The sequence below is a fragment of the Bacillus sp. MHSD_36 genome (assembly GCF_030757775.1).
GTDB lineage: Bacteria > Bacillota > Bacilli > Bacillales > Bacillaceae_G > Bacillus_A.
Map to the genome: position 1 here is coordinate 1 of NZ_JAVBIS010000004.1, position 23,991 is coordinate 23,991.

At 35.8% G+C, this 23,991-nt stretch carries 24 protein-coding genes; 17 read left to right on the plus strand and 7 right to left on the minus strand.

Annotated elements, in window-relative coordinates:
• Window positions 1-140: 140 nt before the first annotated feature.
• The 6 genes from gyrA to dnaA form a co-directional block, all read right to left on the minus strand.
• Window positions 141-2,612 (minus strand): DNA gyrase subunit A, encoded by a 2,472-nt coding sequence (gene gyrA / locus Q9B79_RS17240; RefSeq protein ID WP_098668525.1) that lies wholly within the window; start codon window positions 2,610-2,612, stop codon window positions 141-143.
• A gap of 88 nt (window positions 2,613-2,700) precedes the next feature.
• Complete coding sequence (gene gyrB / locus Q9B79_RS17245) at window positions 2,701-4,623, minus strand: DNA topoisomerase (ATP-hydrolyzing) subunit B (RefSeq protein ID WP_306186210.1); 1,923 nt, start codon at window positions 4,621-4,623, stop codon at window positions 2,701-2,703.
• A 38-nt stretch (window positions 4,624-4,661) separates the two neighbouring features.
• Window positions 4,662-5,789, minus strand: a complete 1,128-nt coding sequence (recF, locus tag Q9B79_RS17250) for a DNA replication/repair protein RecF (protein WP_306186212.1) — start codon at window positions 5,787-5,789, stop codon at window positions 4,662-4,664.
• A 12-nt stretch (window positions 5,790-5,801) separates the two neighbouring features.
• Entirely contained in the window at window positions 5,802-6,014 is a 213-nt protein-coding gene (gene yaaA / locus Q9B79_RS17255; protein WP_000821367.1) for a S4 domain-containing protein YaaA, read from the minus strand.
• 127 nt (window positions 6,015-6,141) lie between these two features.
• Window positions 6,142-7,281, minus strand: coding sequence for a DNA polymerase III subunit beta (dnaN, locus tag Q9B79_RS17260; protein WP_306186214.1), 1,140 nt, complete (start codon window positions 7,279-7,281; stop codon window positions 6,142-6,144).
• A 179-nt stretch (window positions 7,282-7,460) separates the two neighbouring features.
• Window positions 7,461-8,801: a chromosomal replication initiator protein DnaA gene (gene dnaA, locus Q9B79_RS17265; RefSeq protein ID WP_000428025.1), complete on the minus strand. Its 1,341-nt coding sequence runs from the start codon at window positions 8,799-8,801 to the stop codon at window positions 7,461-7,463.
• Window positions 8,802-9,366: 565 nt separating this feature from the next.
• Here dnaA and rpmH point away from each other — a divergent pair.
• The 10 genes from rpmH (at window position 9,367) to spo0J (ending at window position 18,412) form a co-directional block, all read left to right on the plus strand.
• Window positions 9,367-9,501, plus strand: coding sequence for a 50S ribosomal protein L34 (gene rpmH / locus Q9B79_RS17270; RefSeq protein WP_000831901.1), 135 nt, complete (start codon window positions 9,367-9,369; stop codon window positions 9,499-9,501).
• A gap of 76 nt (window positions 9,502-9,577) precedes the next feature.
• Window positions 9,578-9,925, plus strand: coding sequence for a ribonuclease P protein component (gene rnpA, locus Q9B79_RS17275; protein WP_306186216.1), 348 nt, complete (start codon window positions 9,578-9,580; stop codon window positions 9,923-9,925).
• Window positions 9,926-9,977: 52 nt separating this feature from the next.
• Complete coding sequence (spoIIIJ, locus tag Q9B79_RS17280; protein WP_306186219.1) at window positions 9,978-10,745, plus strand: YidC family membrane integrase SpoIIIJ; 768 nt, start codon at window positions 9,978-9,980, stop codon at window positions 10,743-10,745.
• Window positions 10,742-11,359 (plus strand): RNA-binding cell elongation regulator Jag/EloR, encoded by a 618-nt coding sequence (jag, locus tag Q9B79_RS17285; protein WP_306186221.1) that lies wholly within the window; start codon window positions 10,742-10,744, stop codon window positions 11,357-11,359. Before spoIIIJ ends, jag begins: the two co-directional genes overlap by 4 nt.
• Before the next feature lie 226 nt (window positions 11,360-11,585).
• Window positions 11,586-12,962, plus strand: coding sequence for a tRNA uridine-5-carboxymethylaminomethyl(34) synthesis GTPase MnmE (gene mnmE / locus Q9B79_RS17290; RefSeq protein WP_306186223.1), 1,377 nt, complete (start codon window positions 11,586-11,588; stop codon window positions 12,960-12,962).
• Window positions 12,963-13,008: 46 nt separating this feature from the next.
• Window positions 13,009-14,898, plus strand: a complete 1,890-nt coding sequence (gene mnmG, locus Q9B79_RS17295) for a tRNA uridine-5-carboxymethylaminomethyl(34) synthesis enzyme MnmG (protein WP_263701526.1) — start codon at window positions 13,009-13,011, stop codon at window positions 14,896-14,898.
• A gap of 21 nt (window positions 14,899-14,919) precedes the next feature.
• Window positions 14,920-15,639 (plus strand): 16S rRNA (guanine(527)-N(7))-methyltransferase RsmG, encoded by a 720-nt coding sequence (rsmG, locus tag Q9B79_RS17300; protein WP_001019622.1) that lies wholly within the window; start codon window positions 14,920-14,922, stop codon window positions 15,637-15,639.
• A 105-nt stretch (window positions 15,640-15,744) separates the two neighbouring features.
• Complete coding sequence (gene noc / locus Q9B79_RS17305; RefSeq protein WP_000799027.1) at window positions 15,745-16,617, plus strand: nucleoid occlusion protein; 873 nt, start codon at window positions 15,745-15,747, stop codon at window positions 16,615-16,617.
• Window positions 16,618-16,806: 189 nt separating this feature from the next.
• Window positions 16,807-17,568, plus strand: coding sequence for a sporulation initiation inhibitor protein Soj (gene soj, locus Q9B79_RS17310; protein WP_306186227.1), 762 nt, complete (start codon window positions 16,807-16,809; stop codon window positions 17,566-17,568).
• Window positions 17,561-18,412 (plus strand): stage 0 sporulation protein Spo0J, encoded by an 852-nt coding sequence (gene spo0J / locus Q9B79_RS17315; protein ID WP_306186229.1) that lies wholly within the window; start codon window positions 17,561-17,563, stop codon window positions 18,410-18,412. Before soj ends, spo0J begins: the two co-directional genes overlap by 8 nt.
• A gap of 20 nt (window positions 18,413-18,432) precedes the next feature.
• Here spo0J and yyaC read toward each other — a convergent pair whose 3' ends face one another.
• Window positions 18,433-19,029: a spore protease YyaC gene (gene yyaC, locus Q9B79_RS17320; protein WP_306186231.1), complete on the minus strand. Its 597-nt coding sequence runs from the start codon at window positions 19,027-19,029 to the stop codon at window positions 18,433-18,435.
• Between the two features lie 259 nt (window positions 19,030-19,288).
• Between yyaC and Q9B79_RS17325 the strand changes: the two genes are divergently transcribed.
• From Q9B79_RS17325 to Q9B79_RS17355, 7 genes are all read left to right on the plus strand, one after another.
• Window positions 19,289-20,170: a mechanosensitive ion channel family protein gene (locus Q9B79_RS17325; protein ID WP_306186233.1), complete on the plus strand. Its 882-nt coding sequence runs from the start codon at window positions 19,289-19,291 to the stop codon at window positions 20,168-20,170.
• Window positions 20,171-20,190: 20 nt separating this feature from the next.
• Window positions 20,191-20,388 (plus strand): DUF951 domain-containing protein, encoded by a 198-nt coding sequence (locus Q9B79_RS17330; RefSeq protein ID WP_000436051.1) that lies wholly within the window; start codon window positions 20,191-20,193, stop codon window positions 20,386-20,388.
• Between the two features lie 115 nt (window positions 20,389-20,503).
• Window positions 20,504-21,604: a redox-regulated ATPase YchF gene (gene ychF, locus Q9B79_RS17335; RefSeq protein WP_087959073.1), complete on the plus strand. Its 1,101-nt coding sequence runs from the start codon at window positions 20,504-20,506 to the stop codon at window positions 21,602-21,604.
• Window positions 21,605-21,795: 191 nt separating this feature from the next.
• On the plus strand, window positions 21,796-22,086 hold the full coding sequence (rpsF, locus tag Q9B79_RS17340; RefSeq protein WP_001233778.1) for a 30S ribosomal protein S6: 291 nt from the start codon (window positions 21,796-21,798) through the stop codon (window positions 22,084-22,086).
• Window positions 22,087-22,112: 26 nt separating this feature from the next.
• Window positions 22,113-22,634 (plus strand): single-stranded DNA-binding protein, encoded by a 522-nt coding sequence (ssb, locus tag Q9B79_RS17345; RefSeq protein ID WP_000981967.1) that lies wholly within the window; start codon window positions 22,113-22,115, stop codon window positions 22,632-22,634.
• Window positions 22,635-22,678: 44 nt separating this feature from the next.
• A complete protein-coding gene (rpsR, locus tag Q9B79_RS17350; RefSeq protein WP_000918873.1) occupies window positions 22,679-22,912 on the plus strand; it encodes a 30S ribosomal protein S18 in 234 nt (77 codons plus the stop codon).
• An 80-nt stretch (window positions 22,913-22,992) separates the two neighbouring features.
• Entirely contained in the window at window positions 22,993-23,928 is a 936-nt protein-coding gene (locus tag Q9B79_RS17355; RefSeq protein ID WP_306186237.1) for a YybS family protein, read from the plus strand.
• Window positions 23,929-23,991 lie beyond the last annotated feature (63 nt).

Genomic DNA, 23,991 nt, shown 5'->3' on the forward strand with positions numbered 1-23,991 from the left:
ATATCATAGTATATTATTTTGGTCAACAAGTTTTTTCAATAACTTGTATCTCTCATTTGCTGACTCTGCCTATTATATAGACTTTCTCTCCCCTATGCAAGTATTATTATAAAAAAATAAAGAGGGGAGATATCCCCCTCTTACTCTTCTGAAGAAACCTCTTCGCTCGTTTCTTCCTCATCATCTTTTTGTGCTTTCGCTACTGTCGCTACCTCTTGCTCATCCTCTAATCGAATTAGACGAACACCTTGCGTATTACGTCCCATTTGAGAGATTTGATCAACTGGCATACGAATAATAACACCTGCAGCTGTAATTAGCATGATATCTTCTTCACCTGTTACAGACTTAACAGCTACTAATTTACCGTTTTTATCTGTAATATTACAAGTCTTCAAACCTTTACCACCACGGCTTTGTAGACGGTATTCATCAATCGGTGTACGTTTTCCATAACCATTCTTAGTTACAATTAAAACATTTACATCCTCTTCGACAATTTCCATACCTACAACTTGATCTTCGTCACCTAATGTAATTGCTTTTACACCAGCCGCATTACGTCCCATAGAACGCACATCTTGCTCGTTAAAGCGAATTAACATACCATTGCTTGTTCCTACAATAATATCCTTATCACCAGATGTTAAACGTACAGATATTACTTCATCCTCTTCACGAAGAGAGATTGCAATTAAACCATTTGTGCGTATATTTGCAAATGATGAAAGTGGCGTTCTCTTAGAAATACCTTGTTTTGTTGTAAAGAATAAGAATTCATCGTCACCAAATTCACGAATCGGAATAATAGCGTTAATCCATTCTCCCTTATCTACACCTAATAGGTTAATAATAGGTATACCTTTTGCTGTACGGCTATACTCTGGAATTTCATATCCTTTCGTACGGTATACTTTACCCTTATTAGTGAAGAATAGAATATGATCATGCGTAGAAGTAGTTAATAAATGCTCTACGAAATCATCATCATTTGTTCCCATTCCTTGTACACCACGTCCACCACGGTTCTGTGTTTTGTACGTAGAAGCTGGCAACCTCTTAATATAACCATTATGAGTTAACGTAATAGCGATGTTTTGCTCTGGAATCAAGTCTTCATCTTCAATAGACTCCATACCACCAATTGTAATTTCTGTGCGTCTCTTATCATTGAAGCGCTCTTTTACTTCCGTTAATTCTTCACGAATAATCTCAAGAACCTTCTCTTCATCTGCTAAGATTGCTTTTAATTCTGCAATTAACTTCATTAATTCTTGATATTCTTGTTCGATTTTTTCGCGTTCTAATCCCGTTAAGCGTTGCAGGCGCATATCTAAAATAGCTTGCGCTTGTTTTTCACTTAAGCCGAAACGTTCCATTAAGCCTTGTTTTGCGATTTCCGCTGTTTTCGAACTACGAATTAATGTAATAACTTCATCAAGATGGTCTAAGGCAATTCGTAACCCTTCTAAAATATGAGCACGCGCTTCTGCTTTTTCTAGTTCATAAGCGGTACGCCTACGAATTACTACCTTTTGATGTTCCAAGTAGTGATATAAATTTTGTTTTAAGTTCAGTACTTGCGGCTCTCCATTTACAAGAGACAGCATGTTAATACCGAAACTTGTTTGAAGTGCTGTATGTTTATATAAATTATTTAATAATACATTGGCATTGGCATCACGACGTACTTCCATAACAATACGCATACCATTTCGATCTGATTCATCGCGTAAATCTGTAATACCTTCTATTTTCTTATCGCGAACTAATTCTGCAATTTTTTCAATTAATCGCGCCTTATTCACTTGATAAGGTAGTTCCGTTACGATAATAGATTGTTTACCATTTGACTTCTCTTCAATTTCAACTTTAGCACGAAGGATGATAGATCCGCGTCCTGTTTCATAAGCTCTACGAATACCACTTCTTCCTAAAATTAAACCTGCTGTTGGGAAGTCCGGACCTGGAATGAACTCCATTAATTCTGCAATAGTAATATCAGGATTATGACTTAATGCCAATACACCATCAATTACTTCGCCAAGTTGATGCGGCGGAATATTCGTTGCCATACCAACTGCAATACCTGTCGTACCATTTACTAGTAAGTTAGGAAAACGTGCTGGCAATACAATCGGTTCTCTTTCAGAACCATCATAGTTATCTTGATAATCAATTGTATTTTTTGAAATATCACGTATTAATTCCATAGATATTTTAGACATTTTTGCTTCTGTATAACGCATTGCTGCCGCTGAATCTCCATCGACAGACCCAAAGTTACCATGCCCATCAACAAGCATATAACGTTGACTGAAGTCTTGGGCCATACGTACCATCGTTTCATAAACAGCTGAATCACCGTGCGGGTGATACTTACCAATTACTTCACCAACAATACGTGCTGATTTCTTATACGCCTTATCAGCCGTAATTCCTAAATCATTCATTGCATATAAAACCCTACGGTGCACAGGTTTTAATCCATCACGAACATCTGGTAATGCACGAGATACGATAACACTCATTGCGTAATCTAAAAATGAGGTACGCATTTCATGGCTAATATTAATTTCTCGAATTCGTGCTTGTTGTTGATTGTCTGACATCAACGAGCACCTCCTCTTACATTTCCGTTACACATACATTGATTTATATGTAGAAGACAGGAATACTCAGATTCCTGTCATTACTCATTTAAATATCAAGGTTTTTCACGTATTTTGCATTTTCTTGGATAAAGTTACGACGTGGCTCTACTTTATCCCCCATTAAAATTTCAAATGTTTCATCTGCTTCAATTGCATCTTGAAGGGAAACTTGAAGTAATGAACGAACTTCCGGGTCCATTGTTGTCTCCCAAAGCTGAGTTGGATTCATTTCTCCTAGACCTTTGTAACGCTGGATTCCAGGTTTAGGTTGTGCTGGTAATTCAGCTAAAATCTTTTCAAGCTCTTTCTCATTATAAGCATATTGAATTTTTTTGCCTTGTTGTACTTTAAACAAAGGTGGCTGTGCGATATATATATATCCACACTCAATTATTTGACGCATATAACGATAGAAGAACGTTAATAATAGGGTACGAATATGTGCACCATCAACATCGGCATCGGTCATAATAATAACTTTATGATAGCGTGCTTTTTCAATATCGAAGTCTCCGCCGATATTTGTACCAATCGCCGTAATAATTGTACGAACTTCATCATTTGATAAAATTTTATCTAAGCGGGCCTTTTCGACATTAATAATTTTACCCTTCAGCGGTAAAATTGCTTGGAAATGACGATCGCGCCCTTGTTTTGCAGATCCACCCGCAGAGTCACCCTCTACAATATAAATTTCACTAATTGCGGGATCTTTAGAAGAACAGTCTGCCAATTTCCCTGGTAAACTTGAAACTTCTAAAGCGCTCTTTCGGCGAGTTAACTCACGGGCCTTTTTAGCTGCTACACGTGCACGCGCTGCCATCGTCCCTTTATCTATAATTTTACGTGCAACATTGGGATTTTCCAGTAAGAACTTTTCAAATGCCTCTGAGAATACTGACTCTGTAATTGTTCTTGCTTCACTATTTCCAAGTTTCGTCTTCGTTTGTCCTTCAAATTGTGGATTCGGATGTTTAATTGACACAATTGCAGTTAAACCTTCACGAACATCCTCACCAGTTAGATTACTGTCTGCATCTTTTAAAATACTATTTTTACGACCATAATCGTTGATCACACGAGTTAATGCTGTTTTAAATCCTACTTCATGTGTTCCACCTTCATACGTATGAATGTTATTCGTAAATGAGTAAATATGATTTGTATATCCTTCGTTATATTGAAGCGCAACTTCAACCTGAATTCCATCTTTTGAACCTTCTACATATACAGGTTCTTCATGAATTGGTTGTTTTGAACGATTTAAATGTTCAACATATGATTTAATTCCACCTTCATAGTGAAACTCTTTCTTTTGCTTATATTCACGCTTATCTTCAATTGTTAATTTAATATTACGATTTAAAAATGCCAGCTCACGCATACGAGTCGCTAACGTATCAAATTCATATTCTGTCGTCTCTTTAAAAATCTCTGGGTCTGGCTTAAAGCGAGTTATTGTTCCAGTTTTATCCGTATCACCGATGACTTTTAAATCCGCAACTGGAATACCTCTTTCATACTTTTGATAATGGATTTTCCCATCACGATGTACAAATACCTCTAGTTCTGTTGATAAGGCATTTACAACAGATGCACCAACACCGTGCAAACCACCAGAAACTTTATAACCGCCACCGCCAAACTTACCACCGGCATGAAGAACGGTCATAATAACTTCTACAGCAGGACGTCCCATTTTTTCTTGTATACCAACTGGAATACCACGTCCATTATCCGTTACAAGGATACTATTATCTTCTTCGATACTAACATTAATTTCATCACAGTACCCTGCAAGTGCTTCATCAATACTATTATCGACGATTTCCCACACAAGGTGGTGAAGTCCTTTTCCACTTGTAGATCCAATATACATACCAGGGCGCTTTCGAACTGCTTCTAGTCCTTCAAGTACCTGTATCTGGCTTTCATCATATGAATTTTCTTGCATTTGCTTTTGTTCCATTGACACAAAGATCACCTACTTTTCCATTTAAACAGGGATTATGCCCTATCTATTTCACAATCTACCGTGCCGTTCGTTACATGAATTGTTTTCGCTTCTTTTAATGTTTCGTGTTCAATTCCGTCGACACTCGTCGTTGTCACAAATGTTTGCACTTTTCCTTGAATTGTATTTAACAGATGTGATTGACGATAATCATCTAATTCTGATAATACATCATCCAATAAAAGGATCGGATATTCCTTAACTTCTGAGTAAATCAATTCAATTTCAGCTAATTTTAGGGACAGTGCGGTCGTTCGTTGTTGTCCTTGTGAACCAAAGACTTGAACATTTTTACTATTAACGAAGAATTGTAAATCATCACGATGAGGACCAAGTAAAGTCGTACCACGGAAAATTTCACGTTGTTTCACAGATTGAAAACTTTCATAGTATACTTCTTTTATTTTCGACAAATCCATTGATTCTGATACATCTACACTTGGTTTATAGACAATTTCTAATTCTTCTAATCCACGACTTATACCGCGATGAATTGGAGCTGCCCATTCTTGTAGTAAATGCAAAAATTCAAAACGCTTTTGTAATATCTTTGCACCATGCTCAATAAGTTGAAGTGTAAATACATCCAACATCGTTTCCTCATTCTTACTATTCCCTTGCATCTTTTTCAGCAAGTGATTTCGTTGTGTGAGCACCTTTTGATATTGACTCAATTCATACAAATAGACCGGAGCTATTTGGCCTAATTCCATATCTAAAAAGCGTCTTCTTACTTGAGGGCTTCCTTTTACAAGATTTAAATCTTCTGGGGCAAACATGACAACATTCATCACGCCAATATATTGACTCAATTTTTGTTGTTCAAGTTGATTTAATTTTGCCTTTTTACCTTTTTTCGAGATATTTAATTCCAAAGACAAAGAACTATTTCTCTTTTGTAACCTTCCCTTAATTTGACCGAAATCTTCATCCCAACGGATAAGCTCGCGATCATTAGAGGTTCTATGAGATTTCGCCATCGCTAAAACATAAATAGCTTCCATCAAATTCGTTTTCCCTTGCGCATTCTCGCCGATAATTACATTTACCTTATCTTCAAAGGAAAGCTCTAACTTTTCATAATTGCGATAGTTTTTTAATTGTATTTCTGAAATAAACAAAGGGCTCCCCCTTTATGACTGAACTTGGAAACTTCCGCTTCCTGGAATTTCAATAATATCGTTCGCATATAGTTTGCGACCTCTTCTATTTTCAAGTTCTTGATTCACGTACACTTCATATTCTTGTAAAAACCATTTTACAGCGCCACCTGTATCAATTACATCGGCTAACTTTAAAAATTGTCCTAGTGTAATATACTCTGTTGAAATTTTAATACGTTTCATAAAATCGCTCACTTTCTGAAAGTGTTCATTCTTTCATTGTACTAAATAAACTAGCATTAGGAAAGTAATACCCAAAAATCAAATAAGGGCTACTAGCATCTGAAAACTAGCAACCCTTATTTCTTACTTAGTAAGTACGAACCGGTAAAATTAATTGAATAATGGATTCATCATTTACCGTACGAATTAAGAATGGTCTCATTGCTCCAGTAAAGCTAATCTTAATCTCAGTACTATCTAATGCCTTTAGTGCATCCATCATATATTTTGCACTAAAAGATATTTTTAACTCTTCCCCATTTACTTTTTCACATTGAACTTCTTCTACTACTTTTCCGATTTCTGGTGAATTCGAAGAAATTTCTAGCATTGCCTGCTCTAAAGTTGATAATTTTACAACATTATTACGACCATCCCTAGCTAGCAGAGATGCACGATCAATTGCTTGTAAAAATTCTTTCGTATTTACAAAAATATCTGTTTTACTCTCCGCTGGAATTAAGCGAGTTGTATCAGGGTAATTTCCTTCTAACAATCTTGAGAAGAATAATAAATGTTTTGTACGGAATAATACTTGATACTCCGTAATAACGATATCTACCATTTCTTCAGACTCATCTAGAATTTTGCTTAATTCATTTAAGCTTTTCCCCGGAATAACAACATTTGCTTGGAATTCATCTGCAATGCCTTCGATTTTTGCTTTTCGAAGAGCTAGCCTGTGACTATCTGTAGCAATGCAAGTTAGTTCACTGTTATATACCTTCCAGTTTACACCTGTCAAGATCGGTCTTGTTTCAGAAGTGGAAACTGCAAATACAGTTTGTCTGATCATATGTTTAAGTAAATCCGTTGGAATCTTAAAAACATGATGTTCTTCAATTTGTGGTAACAACGGATATTCTGCAGAATCTAAACCATTTAAATTAAACTCCGATTTTCCAGAAGTTATTTTTGTCATCAAATGATTTTCCACAGAGATTTCTACAGTTTCTTTAGGTAATTTTTTTACAATTTCACTAAAATATTTCGCCTGTAAAACAATACTTCCTGATTGTTTTACTTCTACGATCTCTTTTCCATCCTCTTCAACTGGGATAAAAGATTCAATCGAAATATCAGCATCACTTCCTGTTAATGTAACTCCTTCTTCCGTAGCTACAACTTTAATTCCTGTAAGGATCGGAATTGTTGTACGAGAAGAAACAGCCTTCATTACATCTTGTACACTTCTTACAAGATAGTCTTTTTGTATTGTAAAACGCATAAAGAAAAACCTCCGGTAAGTATAAGATTTTATTTAATTAATAAAGATAAAAAAATAGTAGTAATAGTAATAGGGCTTGTGGATATGTGGATAACCCCGTTAAAGGATGTAAAAACAGTCTATCTACATGTGGATAGACTGTGCGTAAAACAAGGGAAGTTATTCACACTATTCAGCTACTACTTTAAAATATCGTTAATTTCTTCAACTTGCTTTTGTAATTGCGTATCCGTTTTAAGCAGCTTAGAAATTTTTTCATGAGCATGGATAACGGTTGTATGATCACGTCCACCGAATTCTTCACCTATTTTAGGTAAGGAAGAGTCTGTCAGTTCACGTGATAAATACATTGCAATTTGGCGAGGAAAGGCAACTGATTTTGTACGCTTTTTCGCCTTGAAATCTTCCAATTTTACTTGATAAACATCTCCTACAGCCTTTTGAATATCATAAATAGAGATAATCTTTGGTTTAGAATTTGGAATAATATCTTTAAGTGCCTCAGCTGCTAAATCAGCATTAATATCTTTGTTAATTAAAGATGAATAAGCTACAACTCGAATGAGTGCACCTTCTAGTTCACGAATGTTTGAATCAATTTGATTTGCAATATAAAGCATGACTTCATTTGGTATATCAAGTCCTTCAGCCTTTGCTTTTTTACGTAAAATTGCAATTCGTGTTTCTAAATCTGGCGGCGTAATATCCGTAATGAGCCCCCATTCAAAGCGAGAACGAAGACGATCTTCTAAAGTTGGAATTTCTTTTGGTGGCCGATCACTGGAAATTACAATTTGTTTACTTTCTTCGTGTAATGCATTGAATGTATGGAAAAACTCTTCTTGAGTTTGTTCTTTCCCTGCTAAAAATTGAATATCATCTATCAATAAGACATCTACATTACGGTATTTATTACGGAAATCGACCGCCTTATTATCACGAATGGAATTAATGAATTCATTTGTGAATTTTTCTGATGATAAATATACAACTTTCGCATTTGGGTTATGTTCAATTACATAATGACCAATTGCATGCATTAAATGGGTCTTTCCAAGTCCAACGCCCCCATAAATAAAGAGGGGATTATATGCTTTAGCTGGCGCTTCGGCTACGGCCAATGAAGCAGCGTGAGCAAAGCGGTTACCAGAGCCAATAACAAATGTATCAAACGTATATTTCGGGTTTAGCATACTCTGTGGTAAATGATTGGAATCATCTTGTGCTGAATTTGGTTTAGAAGGAGGAAGATCAATCTCCTCTTCAGCTTGACTTTGGGGAATAATAAAGCGAATGGCTAATTTTGCCCCTGTTAAATCATAAAGTGTTTCCGAAATTAGCTCTGAATAATGAGATTCTAACCAATCACGAGCGAATTCATTTGGAGCCGTAATTGTTAATACGTCTTTCTTTAAATTATGTGCGGTTGTTGATTTCAACCACGTTTCATAACTTGGTTTACTGACCTTTTTTTCTAGTTCTTTTAAGGCACTGTTCCATAAATCAGAGATGTTTTCCAAAGGTGTCCCTCCTTTACTAAGTTGGTAAAAGAATAAGGCTGCGCAACAAATGTACAACCTAAATAAATATAAAATGTATATTTATACGAAACGTATTTTAAAACCTAAAAACGTCGTTTGTATATGAGATAGGGTTTTCGACAAAAAAAGTAAATGTGGATAATAATTTACCCACATGTGATTAAAACTGTCCACATGTTATACACAATTTGTGGATAAAATAGAGATGTGGAAAACTTATTCAAAGTGAAAACACAACTATAATATCAAAAAAAAGTAGCTATAGCAATGAATTTAAGAAAGTTATCCACAAAATCAATACCTTGTGGAATAAACTTGTCCACAACACGATATACTGTGTAAAAGTACGAAAAGAGTTTGTGGATATAAAAAACAAGAAAAAACATTTATCCACAAGGAAATATAGGATCTGTGAAAAAGTATGTGAATAGGTTCAAAATGAATATTTAATGAAAATTTCTAGAACCATTGACATTTTCCTAGTTGATTAACTATAATTTATAAGACTGTCTTTAACAGATATTCCTCAGGGAGGTGTCATATAATGAAAAGAACTTACCAACCAAATAAACGTAAGCGCAGCAAAGTACATGGTTTCCGCAGCCGTATGAGCACAGCGAACGGACGTAAAGTGCTAGCAGCTCGTCGTCGTAAAGGAAGAAAAGTATTATCTGCGTAGACCACTGATCGTTCAGTGGTCTTTTTTTCTAATAATAGTGAATTTCCGCTGATGAACTACAGGAGTGTCAATTGATATGAAGAAAAAACATCGTATAAAAAAGAATGATGAATTCCAGACTGTTTTTCAAAAAGGAAAATCGAATGCGAATCGTCAATTTGTTGTGTATCAACTAGATAAAGCAGAACAGCCAAACTTTCGTATTGGCCTATCTGTCAGCAAAAAAATAGGAAATGCAGTAGTGCGTAATCGAATTAAACGTATGATTCGCCAGTCGATCACAGAATTAAAAGATGAGATAGATTCTGGAAAAGATTTTGTTATAATAGCAAGGAAGCCTTGTGCAGAGATGACGTATGAAGAAGTAAAGAAAAGCTTAATTCATGTCTTTAAACGCTCTGGTATGAAAAGAATAAAAAAGTAGCGTAAGGAAATGAATTACACTATATACATACCGAAACAAGGAGGAGCAGGCTTTGAAAAAGAAAATAGGTTTACTAGCCATGGTTATTGTACTAATGGCAATTGCTACTGGTTGTAGTGAAACGGGTCAGCCGATTACACCGAAAAGTACTGGAATTTGGAATGAATATTTCGTATACCCGCTTTCTCAGTTAATTACGTATTTTGCCAACTTATTTGGTAGTAATTACGGTTTAGCAATTGTTGTTACAACTCTTATTATTCGTTTTGCATTATTACCATTAATGATTAAACAAACGAAGAGTACGAAAGCAATGCAATCATTACAACCAGAAATGGTGAAGTTAAAAGAGAAATATAGCTCTAAAGATCAAGCAACACAGCAAAAACTACAACAAGAAATGATGCAGTTGTATCAAAAAAATGGTGTAAATCCATTAGCAGGATGTTTACCAATCTTCATTCAAATGCCAATTCTATTCGCTTTTTATCATGCGATTATGAGAACGGCTGAAATTAAGCAGCATAGTTTCTTATGGTTTGATTTAGGACATGCAGATCCGTACTATATCTTACCGATTGTTGCGGCAATTACGACATTTATTCAGCAAAAGCTTGCAATGGCAGGAACTGCTGGCCAAAACCCGCAAATGGCAATGATGATTTGGCTTATGCCGATTATGATTTTAATCTTTGCAATTAACTTCCCAGCTGCATTATCACTTTACTGGGTTGTTGGTAATATCTTTGGTATCGCTCAAATGTATTTTATCAAAGGGCCAGAAATTAAGGCTAGTAAGGCTGAGGGATCAGGCAAGTGAGTGTAATCACTGCTAAGGGTCAAACAGTTGAGCTGGCAGTAGAGGATGCTTTAAGGCAATTAAATGCTTCAAAGGACCGAGTGGATATAAATATTATCGATGAGGGTAAGAGAGGGTTCCTAGGTTTATTTGGGAACCGACCTGCAGTAGTAGAAGTTGTATTGAAGAAAGACCCAATTCAAGAATGTGAAGAATATTTGAAAAATATTATTCACGATATGGGTGTGGAAGCTGAGATTAGTAAAATTGTAAAAGGACGCGAAGTTGAATTTGCAATTTCTGGTAAAAACGTAGGTGTTTTGATTGGGAAAAGAGGAAACACCTTGAATTCTTTACAGTATTTAACAAATCTTGTGGCGAATCGTAATACGAAGCAGTATATTGGTATCACACTAGACGCTGAAAAGTATCGTAGTAAGAGAAAAGCTACATTAGAAGCACTTTCTTATCGATTAGCAAAACAAGTAGTGAGTACGAAAAAAAGAGTTGTGTTGGAGCCTATGCCATCTTTTGAACGAAAGATTATCCACCAAGCATTATCTAATCATCAAAATATAATTACAACTTCTGAAGGAAAAGAACCACATCGACATGTTGTAATTTCTTCCAAGTGACCGGTTACTCAATTGAGTGCCGGTTTTTTTGAGGGGAAAATAGATGTGGATAACTAAAAAACACTAAACTTATCCACTGTGAATAAGTTTAGTGTTTTTTACATGAGGACATAATAAAATGAGTTATTATTCTTTTGTAGATAGGTTCGTTATGGTATTCTAATAATTTAGTGAAGAAAATAATCATGTTGAAATAGAGATAAATAAGCAAGTGAGGTGAAAGGACATGGAATTTGATACAATTGCTGCGATTTCCACAGCGCTTGGAGAGGGTGCAATTGCCATTGTTCGAGTAAGTGGGGATGATGCGGTTGAAAAAGTTAATCGTATTTTTAAAGGGAAGAACCTAACAGAGGTTCCTTCTCACACAATTCATTATGGTCATATCGTTGATTTAGATACAAATCAGGTTATTGAAGAAGTGATGGTATCTATTATGCGTGCACCAAGGACTTTTACACGTGAAAATATAGTAGAAATTAACTGTCACGGCGGACTTGTTTCGGTAAATAAAGTATTGCAGCTTATTTTAGCGCAGGGAGTACGATTGGCGGAGCCTGGTGAATTTACAAAACGTGCTTTTTTAAATGGCCGTATTGATTTATCACAAGCAGAAGCTGTTATGGATTTAATTCGTGCAAAAACAGATCGTGCAATGAACGTAGCAATTAATCAAATGGAAGGACGATTATCTAAATTAATCGGCCGTCTGCGTCAGGACATATTAGAGACATTAGCTCATGTTGAGGTAAATATAGATTACCCGGAATATGATGATGTGGAAGAAATGACACATAATATTTTAATTGAGAAAGCTACACACGTTCGTGCTGAAATCGCAAAAATATTAGAAACATCGAAGCAAGGAAAGATTTTACGTGAAGGAATTGCTACTGCAATCATTGGTAGACCTAACGTTGGGAAATCATCGCTATTAAATAGTCTCGTTCAGGAGAAAAAGGCAATTGTAACTGATATTGCAGGAACAACTCGTGATGTTATTGAAGAGTACGTTAATGTGCGTGGTGTACCACTTAAACTTATAGATACGGCCGGAATTCGTGAAACAGAAGATGTTGTTGAACGAATTGGTGTAGAGCGTTCAAAAGAAATGATGAGTCAAGCTGATTTAGTGTTAGTTGTCGTTAATTATAGCGAGGCTTTAACGAATGAGGATGAAGATCTATTCAGAGCGGTACAAGGAAAAGACTTCATTGTTATTGTAAATAAGACAGATTTATCGCAAGCAATCGATATGGAACGTGTTACAGAATTGGCAGCGGGAAATCGTGTTATTACAACATCGTTAATTGAGGAACAAGGAATAGATGAGCTTGAAAGCGCGATAGCAGATTTATTCTTTGAAGGAACAATTGATTCTGCAGATGTAACATATGTTTCTAACGCGAGACATATTGGATTATTAACACAAGCAGGAAAAACAATTGGAGATGCAATTGAGGCGATAGAAAATGGTGTTCCGATTGATATGGTACAAATCGATCTAACAAGAACGTGGGAAATACTTGGTGAAATTACTGGTGATACCGTTCATGAAAGCCTAATCGACCAGTTGTTCTCTCAATTTTGTTTAGGAAAATAATATAGTGATGTTTCAGAAAGATAGAGATTATTAGGAGGAATAAACAATGGGATACAATGCCGGTTCATACGATGTCATAGTAATCGGTGCAGGTCATGCAGGATGTGAAGCTGGTCTTGCGGCAGCACGAATGGGCTCCAAAACATTAATGTTAACGATTAATTTAGATATGGTAGCGTTTATGCCATGTAACCCTTCTGTTGGTGGACCAGCAAAAGGGATTGTTGTTCGTGAAATTGATGCCTTAGGCGGAGAAATGGGACGTAACATTGATAAAACGCATATTCAAATGCGTATGTTAAATACGGGTAAAGGGCCAGCTGTACGCGCACTTCGAGCACAAGCAGATAAGTTCTCTTACCAGCATGAATTAAAGAAAACAATTGAAGAAACACCAAACTTAACGTTGTTCCAAGGAATGGTAGAGCGTTTAATCGTTGAAGATGGCGAATGTAAGGGAGTAGTTACGCAAGCTGGAGCTGAATATACAGCAAAAACAGTTGTAATTACGACTGGTACGTTTTTACGCGGCGAGATTATTATGGGAGAGTTAAAATATTCGAGCGGTCCGAATAATCAACAACCATCTATTACCTTATCGGAACATTTAGAGGAGCTTGGGTTTGATCTTGTTAGATTTAAAACAGGTACACCTCCGCGTGTAAATAGTAATACGATTGATTATAGTAAAACAGAAATTCAGCCAGGTGATGATAAACCAAGATCTTTCTCTTTTGAAACGACAAAATTTATTATGGATCAAATTCCATGTTGGTTAACGTATACAAGTACGGAAACACACCGTTTAATAGATGAAAACTTACATCGCTCAGCTATGTATTCTGGTATGATTAAGGGAACGGGGCCTAGATATTGTCCGTCAATTGAAGACAAAGTAGTAAGATTTAATGATAAACCACGTCATCAAATTTTCTTAGAGCCAGAAGGACGTAATACACAAGAAGTGTACGTACAAGGTTTGTCTACAAGCTTACCAGAAGACGTACAGCGTGATATGCTTAGAACAATCCCTGGTCTAGAAAATGTTGAAATGATGCGTACAGGTTATGCAATTGAATATGATGCAATTGTGCCAACGCAACTATGGCCAACACTTGAAACGAAAAAAATTAAAAATTTATATACAGCAGGACAAATTAACGGAACTTCTGGTTACGAAGAGGCAGCGGGACAAGGACTTATGGCCGGAATTAATGCAGCATGTCGTTCTTTAGGTAAAAAAGAGGTTATTTTAGGTCGTGAAGATGCTTATATCGGTGTTTTAATTGATGATCTTGTAACGAAAGGAACGAATGAACCGTATCGTTTACTAACATCTCGTGCAGAATATCGCCTATTATTACGCCACGATAATGCGGATCTTCGTTTAACCGAAATTGGTCATGAAATTGGATTAATTAAGGAAGATCGCTATGAGCGATTTACAAATAAAAAATTACAAATTGAACAAGAAAAGGAACGTTTAAGCAGCATTATTATTAAACCACGTCCTGAAGTTCAAGAATTAATTCGCAGTATTGGTGGAAGTGAATTGAAAGATGGAATACGTGCAAGTGACTTATTACGTCGTCCGGAGATGACATATGAGCATATTCATCTTTTAGTACCAAGTGAAGTAGAATTAAGTGATGAAGTTACAGAACAAGTTGAAATTCAGATTAAGTACGAAGGCTATATCGAAAAATCTTTACAGCAAGTAGAGCGTATGAAGAAAATGGAAAACAAAAAAATCCCTGAGGATATTGATTATGATGCAATTTCTAGTCTTGCCTCTGAAGCTAGACAGAAATTGAAAGATGTTCGTCCGCTATCAATGGGGCAGGCTTCACGTATTTCTGGTGTAAATCCAGCGGATATTTCCATTTTACTTGTGTATATCGAACAAGGAAAAATTGCGCGAGTATCGAACCAATAAATAGTAAGGAGATATTGTTAGATGAACATAGAACAATTTCAATCTATGCTAGAAGAGAAGGGTATTACCCTCTCTTCTAGACAGTTAGAGCAGTTCGAAATCTACTTCGAAACATTAGTAGAGTGGAATGAAAAAATGAACTTAACGGCTATTACGGAGAAAGAGGAAGTATATTTAAAACACTTTTTTGATTCCATTACAGCTGCTTTTTACTATGATTTTTCAAAACCATTCTCAATTTGTGATGTTGGTGCAGGAGCTGGATTCCCAAGTATACCTTTAAAAATCTGTTTCCCGCACTTAAAGGTTACAATTGTAGACTCATTGCAAAAACGTATTAATTTCTTAAATCATTTAGCACAAAAGTTGGAATTAAGTGATGTTGCATTCTGTCACGATCGTGCTGAAACATTTGGCAAAAAAGAAGGTGTACGTGAATCATACGATATTGTAATGGCACGTGCAGTTGCACGTCTTTCAGTATTAAGCGAGCTATGTTTACCACTTGTAAAAGTTGGGGGAACATTTATTGCAATGAAAGGTGCCGCAGCAAACGAAGAAATTGAAAATGGCAAGTATGCTTTAGAGGTGCTAGGCGGGGATTTAAAAGAAATGTCTACGTTCCAATTACCGTTTGAAGAAAGTGAACGTAATATTTTATTAATCGAGAAAAAACGCAAGACACCAAAGAAATATCCACGCAAACCGGGGACACCCAATAAATTACCTATTGAAAAATAAATCTTATTAGACGTAAGATTAAATTATATAAATGAAAACGTAAATGTTTCATAGGAAACATTTTATGGAGAATAGTCAATAGGCCTAAAAGGTGGTGGAATATGTATGAAAAATACGTTTTCTCGTTTATTTGGCTTTGGAGATAAAGAGAGCGAATTCGAATTACAAGACGAAAGCCATGAAGAAATAGATAAAAAGGTATATGAAGAAATACAAGAAATTCCGATAGTAAATATTACCCCTAACCGTTATCAACCACGAACAGTTTTTGATGATGCGCGTATTGAGGAACTAGCATTAACGATTCGTACACACGGACTTATTCAGCCAATTGTTGTGAGGCAATATGAGGATGATAAGTACGAAATTATTGCTGGAGAAAGACGTTTCCGTGCGGCAACAAAGTTAGGTTGGGAAAAGGTTCCTGCAATTATAAAGAACTTAAATGATACAGAAACAGCATCTGTAGCTTTAATTGAAAACTTGCAACGTGAGGAACTAACAGCAATCGAGGAAGCTGTGGCATATCAAAAGCTAATTGAGTTACATAATTTAACACAAGAAGCATTGGCACAACGACTTGGAAAAGGACAATCCACAATCGCAAATAAGTTGCGATTGTTAAAGTTGCCTGAAGAAATAAAAAGCGCGTTATTAGAAAAAAGCATTACAGAACGCCATGCCCGCGCGCTCATTCCTTTAAAGAATGAGGAATTACAACTGAAAGTTTTACAGGAAATTGTGGAGAAACAACTGAATGTAAAGCAAACAGAGGAACGAATTGCAAAGTTACTAGAGGAAGCAAAACCGAAGCGTAAGGCAAAGCAAAAAGCAGTAAGTCGAGATACAAGAATTGCCATGAATACAATTAGGCAATCATTACAAATGGTTGCTGACAGTGGTTTAAATGTTAATTCTGAGGAAGAAGAATTTGATGAATACTATCAAATTACAATTCAAATCCCGAAGAAAAAATAATAATGGCCTGTTAGAGACCTGATCCTATTGGATAGGTCTCTTTTACTATATTTTCTTGTTAGAGGAAGAAGGAGTTTACAAATAAATTTTGAAGTTTAATAAGGACGTAAAAGAAAAACTTTTATTTCATGTTACAATAAACGTAATTGTTACTAGAATAAGATAGAAAGGTTGAAAGTAGGTGACATCATGGGAAAAATCATTGCTATTGCCAATCAAAAAGGTGGCGTTGGGAAAACAACAACATCTGTTAATTTAGGGGCTGGATTGGCACGAGTAGGTAAAAAGGTCCTTCTTGTAGATATTGATGCTCAAGGAAATGCAACGACTGGTGTGGGAATAGAAAAATCCGAATTAGATCAATGTATTTACAACGTTCTTGTGGAAGATGCAGATGTTCAAGGGGTTATACGGAAAACCGCAACTGAAAACTTAGATGTTCTACCCGCTACAATTCAATTAGCAGGTGCTGAAATTGAATTGGTACCGACTATTTCCCGGGAAGTACGTTTGCAAAGGGCATTACAGCCAGTTCGTGATGAATACGATTATATTATTATTGACTGTCCCCCATCCTTAGGGTTATTAACGATTAATGCATTAACAGCAGCAGACTCTGTTATTATTCCTGTTCAATGCGAATATTATGCACTAGAAGGGTTAAGTCAGCTATTAAATACAGTTCGACTTGTGCAAAAGCACTTAAATAAAAATCTAGCAATCCAAGGTGTATTGCTAACAATGTTGGATGCCCGTACAAATTTAGGGATTCAAGTTATAGATGAAGTGAAAAAATATTTCAGGGACAAAGTATACCGTTCAATTATCCCTCGTAATGTTCGTTTGAGTGAAGCACCAAGTCATGGGAAACCAATTATGCAGTATGACGCTAAATCAAGAGGGGCAGAAGTATATATAGATTTAGCAGAGGAAGTGATTGCAGGTGGCTAAAGGATTAGGAAGAGGAATCAATGTGTTTTTTCCTGATTTAGATGTGAAAGAAGAAGAGACAATTCAGGAGATTGAGATAACTGAATTAAGACCGAATCCATATCAACCACGTAAACACTTTAATAAAGAAGCGATTCAAGAATTATCGGCTTCTATTAAAGAGCATGGCATATTACAACCGTTAATTGCTAGAAAGAGTATTAAAGGATATGAAATTGTCGCAGGTGAAAGAAGGTATCGTGCTGCTAAAGAGGCTGGGCTCGAAAAGGTGCCTGCCGTTGTAAGACAATTAAATGAGCAGCAAATGATGGAGTTTGCATTGCTTGAAAACTTACAACGAGAAGATTTAAACCCAATGGAAGAAGCAATGGCATACCAAATGTTAATGAATGAGCTAAATGTAACGCAAGAACAATTAGCAAAACGCCTTGGTAAAAGCAGACCTTACATTGCAAACTATACGCGATTATTAAGCCTCCCTTCTTTTGTGCAAGATATGATTGCAAACGGTCAACTTTCAATGGCTCATGGGAGAACTTTACTTACGATAAAAGATGAAGAACAGTTGAAATCTTTACTGAAACGAATTGAAAAAGAAGGATTAAATGTTCGTCAATTAGAGAAAATTGTTCAGGAGATTAATCAACGCGTTTCACGTGAAACAAAACAAGTAAAAAAAGAGAGAAACATATTTTTCGTAGAACGCGAAACATTCTTAAGAGAAAAGTTTGGCACAGATGTAAAAATTAAAGAAACAAAAAAAGAAAAAGGTAAAATCGAAATTGAATTTTTCAATAAAGAAGATTTAAATCGTATTTTAGAATTACTAGCGCAGCAAAACTAAAAAGCAAACCATCTTATTATTTATAGATGGTTTGCCTTTTTTAATACAGATAATTTTTGATCTGTTTCTTTTATACTTTGTGCAATTACATCAGCCATTTTCATGACTAAACTTAATCTTGTGTTTTGCAGGACGAAAAACTCCATAAAACCGTTCAGATTTACGATGCCATGAATATGTAAATCACCAACTGCCGGTAATTTCTTATTCATCGCAGCTCCGGGTTTACTAGGTCCCATTCCAGTAGTGATGGAACCGATATTTTGAGATTTTCCTAAACAGGCATCAACCGCAATTATAAATGAAGTAGGATTATCTTTCTGTATATTCTGAATCTTTTCTTCTAAATTTAGCGCATGTACTGGTTCATCTAGTGTGCCGAACACTTGGAAGTTTGTAATTCCTACTTGTTCTAGTTTCGTACCGACTAATGGCCCGAGTGCATCGCCTGTAGAACGATCTGTTCCGATACAAACGAGAATAATTGGTATATGGTTTTTAATAGGGATATGGGAAAGTAAGAAGTTACTAATTGTCTCGGAGGCTTCTAAATCTTGGTGCATAACGTTTTGAGTTTCTTTTTCGAAAAAAGGTAAGCGAAAACTTCCAATATTCATGAAGCACCCATCCTTTTAATAAATTTTCAAAATATGTTATATGTTGAGTGAAATGGAAAACTATAAGTGCATATGCGCTGTAAAACTTAAATGAAAACGGAAATAATAGTACTAGTATATATATATTCGTTCCATTTTATACCTGCATGGAAGTTAATAAATAGAATTAAAGTCATAAAATTTTTTCAGCAATTAGGAGACTTCTGATACAATAAGAAGGATAATTAAAAAGAAATTTTGGTTGGAGAGGTAGAGGTACATGGATTTATTAACGAAGTGGTTTAATTCTACGAAACAGTATTTATTAGATGCTGATCGTTGGGCTGATATTGGAATTGCGACATTAAAAATATGTATCATTTTAACAATTGGTGCAATTGTAGTGCGAATTGCAAGAGCGCTTGTACGAAATGCATTTCGTATGGGAAGTCGTTCTCCAATTCAAATTTCAGAACGTCGTACAGTTACAGTAGCGAAGTTACTTGAAAATATTGTGGCATACGTTGTTATGTTTATTATGTTAATTGCGATTTTAGGTGTGTTTAATATTAATGCATCAGGTTTATTAGCCGGTGCTGGGGTAATTGGTTTAGCTGTCGGATTTGGTGCTCAAAGTTTAGTGAAAGATGTTATTACAGGATTATTTATCTTACTAGAAGATCAATTTTCAGTAGGTGACTATGTAAAAATTGGTCAATTTGAAGGTGTCGTTTTAGAAATTGGACTTCGTACAACAAAAGTAAAAAGTTGGACGGGTGAAATTCATACTTTACCAAACGGAAGTATTATTCAAGTTACGAACTACTCAGTAAGTAATAGTGTAGCATTTGTTGATGTATCTATTTCGTATGAGGCGGATATAGCAAAAGCAGAACAAGTCATTGAAGATTTATTAGAGGAACTACCTGCAAAATACGAACAGATGGTAACAAAGCCTCAATTGTTAGGTGTACAAACATTAGCTGCTTCAGAAGTTATATTACGTGTTATTGCTGAAGTAGAGCCGATGCAACATGCAGTTATTGCAAGGGCACTTCGTAAAGAAATTAAAAATCGTCTAGATCTACATGGTATTGAAATTCCATATCCACGTATGGTTTTATATAATCGTGAAGAATTAGTGAGTGGAAAAGCAATTTAGTATGGAGAGGGGTTTGGAGAATGGAGCAAAAGCAGTATAACTTGTACGATGTTGTGGAAATGAAGAAAGCCCACCCATGTGGTGAGAATCGTTGGAAGATTATTCGTATGGGAATGGATATCCGCATTAAGTGCGAGGGATGTGACCATTCAGTAATGATTCCTCGGAGAGAGTTTGATCGTAAGGTGAAAAAAATACTTGTGAAGCACGAAGAATAGAGAGAAAGTAACAGTTACGGTGGGTAGCTGTTACTTTTTTTCGTTTGGAGGAAACTTGTCATTTTTTTCGTTACTATCTATAATGATGAAAGATTGAGACATAGGAGTGAAAAATATGGGATTAACGGCTGGGATTGTTGGATTACCTAACGTAGGGAAGTCCACTTTATTTAATGCAATTACACAAGCAGGGGCAGAATCTGCAAACTATCCATTCTGTACAATTGATCCAAACGTAGGAATTGTAGAAGTACCGGATGAGCGTTTAAATAAATTAACGGAATTAGTAGAACCGAAAAAAACTGTTCCGACTGTATTTGAGTTTACTGATATTGCAGGTATCGTAAAAGGTGCTAGTAAAGGTGAAGGGTTAGGAAATAAATTCTTATCTCACATTCGCCAAGTAGATGCAATTTGCCAAGTTGTTCGTTGTTTTGAAGACGAAAATATTACGCACGTTTCAGGGAAAGTAGATCCAATCGACGATATTGAAACAATCAACTTAGAGCTAATCTTAGCAGATTTAGAATCTGTTGATAAACGTATCGAACGTGTTGCGAAATTAGCAAGACAAAAAGATAAAGAAGCAGTATATGAGCATGAAATTTTAGTGCGTTTAAAAGAAGCTTTTGAAGAGGGAAAACCGGCTCGTACTGTTGAATTTACAGAAGAGCAAATGAAGATTGTTAAAGGTCTCCATTTACTGACAACGAAAGAAATGCTATACGTAGCAAACGTAAGCGAAGATGATATTATGGATCCTTCTGAAAACAAATACGTGCAAATGGTAAAAGAATTTGCTGCAAATGAAAATTCTCAAGTAATCGTTGTATGTGCAAAAATCGAAGAGGAAATCGCTGAACTAGACGAGGAAGAGAAAAAAGTATTCCTTGAAGAACTAGGCATTGAAGAATCTGGTTTAGATCAATTAATCCGTGCTGCATACAATTTATTAGGACTTGCTACTTACTTCACAGCTGGTGTACAAGAGGTGCGTGCATGGACGTTCAAACAAGGTATGAAAGCACCACAATGTGCGGGCGTAATTCATACAGACTTCGAGCGTGGATTTATTCGTGCGGAAACAGTTTCTTACGAAGACTTAATGACAAACGGTTCTATGACAGCTGCAAAAGAAGCTGGTAAAGTTCGTTTAGAAGGAAAAGAATATATCGTAAAAGACGGAGACGTTATGCATTTCCGTTTCAACGTTTAATTTAATATTTCCTAGGAAAAATAAAGATATGAACTTGGCAAATATATTATGTGTTTGCCAAGTTTTTTATGTATGGGTGAGTTGATTCATCTAACTTACTATGATATAATCTAAACTCGTGAGTAATTACTATAAATTAATTGCTCCTTGCCCATTACGGGCCGTTTAGACCAAAAGGAGGTGAAAGTGTAATGAGAAAGTACGAAATTATGTACATCATTCGTCCTGGCGTTGAAGAAGAAGCTCAAAAAGCTTTAGTTGAACGTTTTGCAGGTGTTTTAACAAACAATGGTGCAGAAATCATTAACACGAAAGAGTGGGGTAAGCGTCGTTTAGCTTACGAAATCAACGACTTACGTGAAGGTTTCTACATGATCTTAAACGTGAAATCTAACGCAGAAGCGATTAACGAATTCGACCGTTTAGCTAAGATCAACGAAGACATCCTTCGTCATATCGTTGTTAAAGAAGAAGAAAAATAATTGATATATAAGGGAGAGTGGTTCGATTGATGAATCGTGTTATCCTCGTTGGTCGTTTAACTAAGGACCCTGACTTACGTTACACGCCCAATGGTGTTGCAGTAGCTACTTTTACGTTAGCTGTGAATCGCGCATTTGCGAATCAACAAGGTGAGCGTGAAGCTGACTTTATTAATTGTGTAATATGGCGTAAACAAGCAGAAAACGTAGCAAATTATTTGAAAAAAGGTAGCTTAGCAGGCGTAGATGGGCGTCTTCAAACTCGTAATTACGAGGGACAAGATGGTAAACGTGTATATGTAACAGAAGTTCTTGCGGAAAGCGTGCAATTTTTAGAGCCGCGTAATGGCGGTGGGGAGCAACGTGGTTCATTTAATCAGCAACCATCAGGAGCTGGTTTCGGTAACCAAAGCTCTAACCCATTTGGTCAATCTAGTAATTCAGGCAACCAAGGTAACCAAGGAAACTCTGGATTTACGAAGAATGACGATCCATTTTCAAATGTAGGTCAACCGATCGACATTTCTGACGACGATTTACCGTTCTAATACAGTAAATTTGTTAGTTTTAACAAAGAATGGAGGGAATAGACATGGCAGGACGCAAAGGTGGACGTGCGAAACGTCGTAAGGTGTGTTTCTTCACAGCTAACGGCATCACTCGCATCGATTATAAAGATGTTGATTTATTAAAACGTTTCGTTTCTGAGCGTGGTAAAATTTTACCTCGTCGTGTAACAGGAACAAGCGCAAAATACCAACGCAAACTTACAGTTGCAATTAAACGTGCTCGTCAAATGGCACTTTTACCATATGTTGGTGAATAATAGCGTATGAAATGCACAGTAGAGTCGGACTCTACTGTGCATTTTGCTATGCTTTTCTTTTTTGAAAGAGAGGTTAGATGATGAAAAATACGAAATTTATTACTGAGGGTGCAGCGTTGTTAGCGATATATGCAATGTTATTGCTTATATCTATGTATGTTCCGATTTTAGGCACAGTTGTAACATTTGCCTTGCCGTTACCATTTATATTGCTAACGATAAGGTATAAAATATCTAATGCTTTTGTAATTTTTACGGCAGCGCTTTTTATTACTGTTATTATTAGTCAACCGATGAACCTAGTAAAGACAACTATGTTTGGATTAATAGGTATCGTTTTAGGACATATGTATAAAAAACAAAAGAAGCCAGTAGAAATTTTGATGGCGGGGACGCTTGCGTACTTAATTGGTATTATGCTCATTTATGTTGCGAGTATAAAATTTTTTAACATAGATTTAATGAAGCAAATACAAAATATGTTTAATGAAAGTATGGCGCAAAGTGAAAAGATAGTTACTGCTGCGGGCATGCCTATTAGTAAAGAGCAAAAAGAGTTATTTGCACAATTTAATGATGTGTTACAAACGTTATTCCCAAGTTTACTTGTCATGGTATCAGTATGTTTCTCTTGGATTACAGTTATGATATCCAGTAGTGTTTTAAGAAAGTTAAAACATGACGTTATATATTGGCCTAAGTTTAAAGATATACAGTTACCAAAGAGTATTGTTTGGTATTACGTTATATTTATTTTGCTATCAACTTTTATAAAAGTAGAACCGACATCATATTTACATATGGTATTTTCTAACCTATATGTCATATTTGCGTTACTACTAGTACTGCAAGGGCTGACATTTATTGCTTTTCTAGCGCATAGTAAAGGTTTTACGAAAGGGGTTCCTATTATTAGTTTTATTGCTTGCATGTTTATCCCGATGTTGTTTCCTCTTGTGACAATCTTAGGTATAATTGATTTAGGGATTTCATTGCGTTCTAAAATAGGAGGATAAAATAATATTCCTTATACTATTTTAATCTGTATTACTAACTGGAAGGTGAGTTAGTTTTACTTT

Bases quoted from the DNA above. Each gene is read 5' to 3' on its own strand.
- gyrA (WP_098668525.1), bottom strand. From the start codon at position 2,612: ATGTCAGACAATCAACAACAAGCACGAATTCGAGAAATTAATATTAGC.
- gyrB (WP_306186210.1), bottom strand. From the start codon at position 4,623: ATGGAACAAAAGCAAATGCAAGAAAATTCATATGATGAAAGCCAGATA.
- yaaA (WP_000821367.1), bottom strand. From the start codon at position 6,014: ATGAAACGTATTAAAATTTCAACAGAGTATATTACACTAGGACAATTT.
- dnaN (WP_306186214.1), bottom strand. From the start codon at position 7,281: ATGCGTTTTACAATACAAAAAGACTATCTTGTAAGAAGTGTACAAGAT.
- rpmH (WP_000831901.1), top strand. From the start codon at position 9,367: ATGAAAAGAACTTACCAACCAAATAAACGTAAGCGCAGCAAAGTACAT.
- rnpA (WP_306186216.1), top strand. From the start codon at position 9,578: ATGAAGAAAAAACATCGTATAAAAAAGAATGATGAATTCCAGACTGTT.
- mnmE (WP_306186223.1), top strand. From the start codon at position 11,586: ATGGAATTTGATACAATTGCTGCGATTTCCACAGCGCTTGGAGAGGGT.
- mnmG (WP_263701526.1), top strand. From the start codon at position 13,009: ATGGGATACAATGCCGGTTCATACGATGTCATAGTAATCGGTGCAGGT.
- rsmG (WP_001019622.1), top strand. From the start codon at position 14,920: ATGAACATAGAACAATTTCAATCTATGCTAGAAGAGAAGGGTATTACC.
- noc (WP_000799027.1), top strand. From the start codon at position 15,745: ATGAAAAATACGTTTTCTCGTTTATTTGGCTTTGGAGATAAAGAGAGC.
- soj (WP_306186227.1), top strand. From the start codon at position 16,807: ATGGGAAAAATCATTGCTATTGCCAATCAAAAAGGTGGCGTTGGGAAA.
- yyaC (WP_306186231.1), bottom strand. From the start codon at position 19,029: ATGAATATTGGAAGTTTTCGCTTACCTTTTTTCGAAAAAGAAACTCAA.
- Q9B79_RS17325 (WP_306186233.1), top strand. From the start codon at position 19,289: ATGGATTTATTAACGAAGTGGTTTAATTCTACGAAACAGTATTTATTA.
- Q9B79_RS17330 (WP_000436051.1), top strand. From the start codon at position 20,191: ATGGAGCAAAAGCAGTATAACTTGTACGATGTTGTGGAAATGAAGAAA.
- ychF (WP_087959073.1), top strand. From the start codon at position 20,504: ATGGGATTAACGGCTGGGATTGTTGGATTACCTAACGTAGGGAAGTCC.
- rpsF (WP_001233778.1), top strand. From the start codon at position 21,796: ATGAGAAAGTACGAAATTATGTACATCATTCGTCCTGGCGTTGAAGAA.
- rpsR (WP_000918873.1), top strand. From the start codon at position 22,679: ATGGCAGGACGCAAAGGTGGACGTGCGAAACGTCGTAAGGTGTGTTTC.
- Q9B79_RS17355 (WP_306186237.1), top strand. From the start codon at position 22,993: ATGAAAAATACGAAATTTATTACTGAGGGTGCAGCGTTGTTAGCGATA.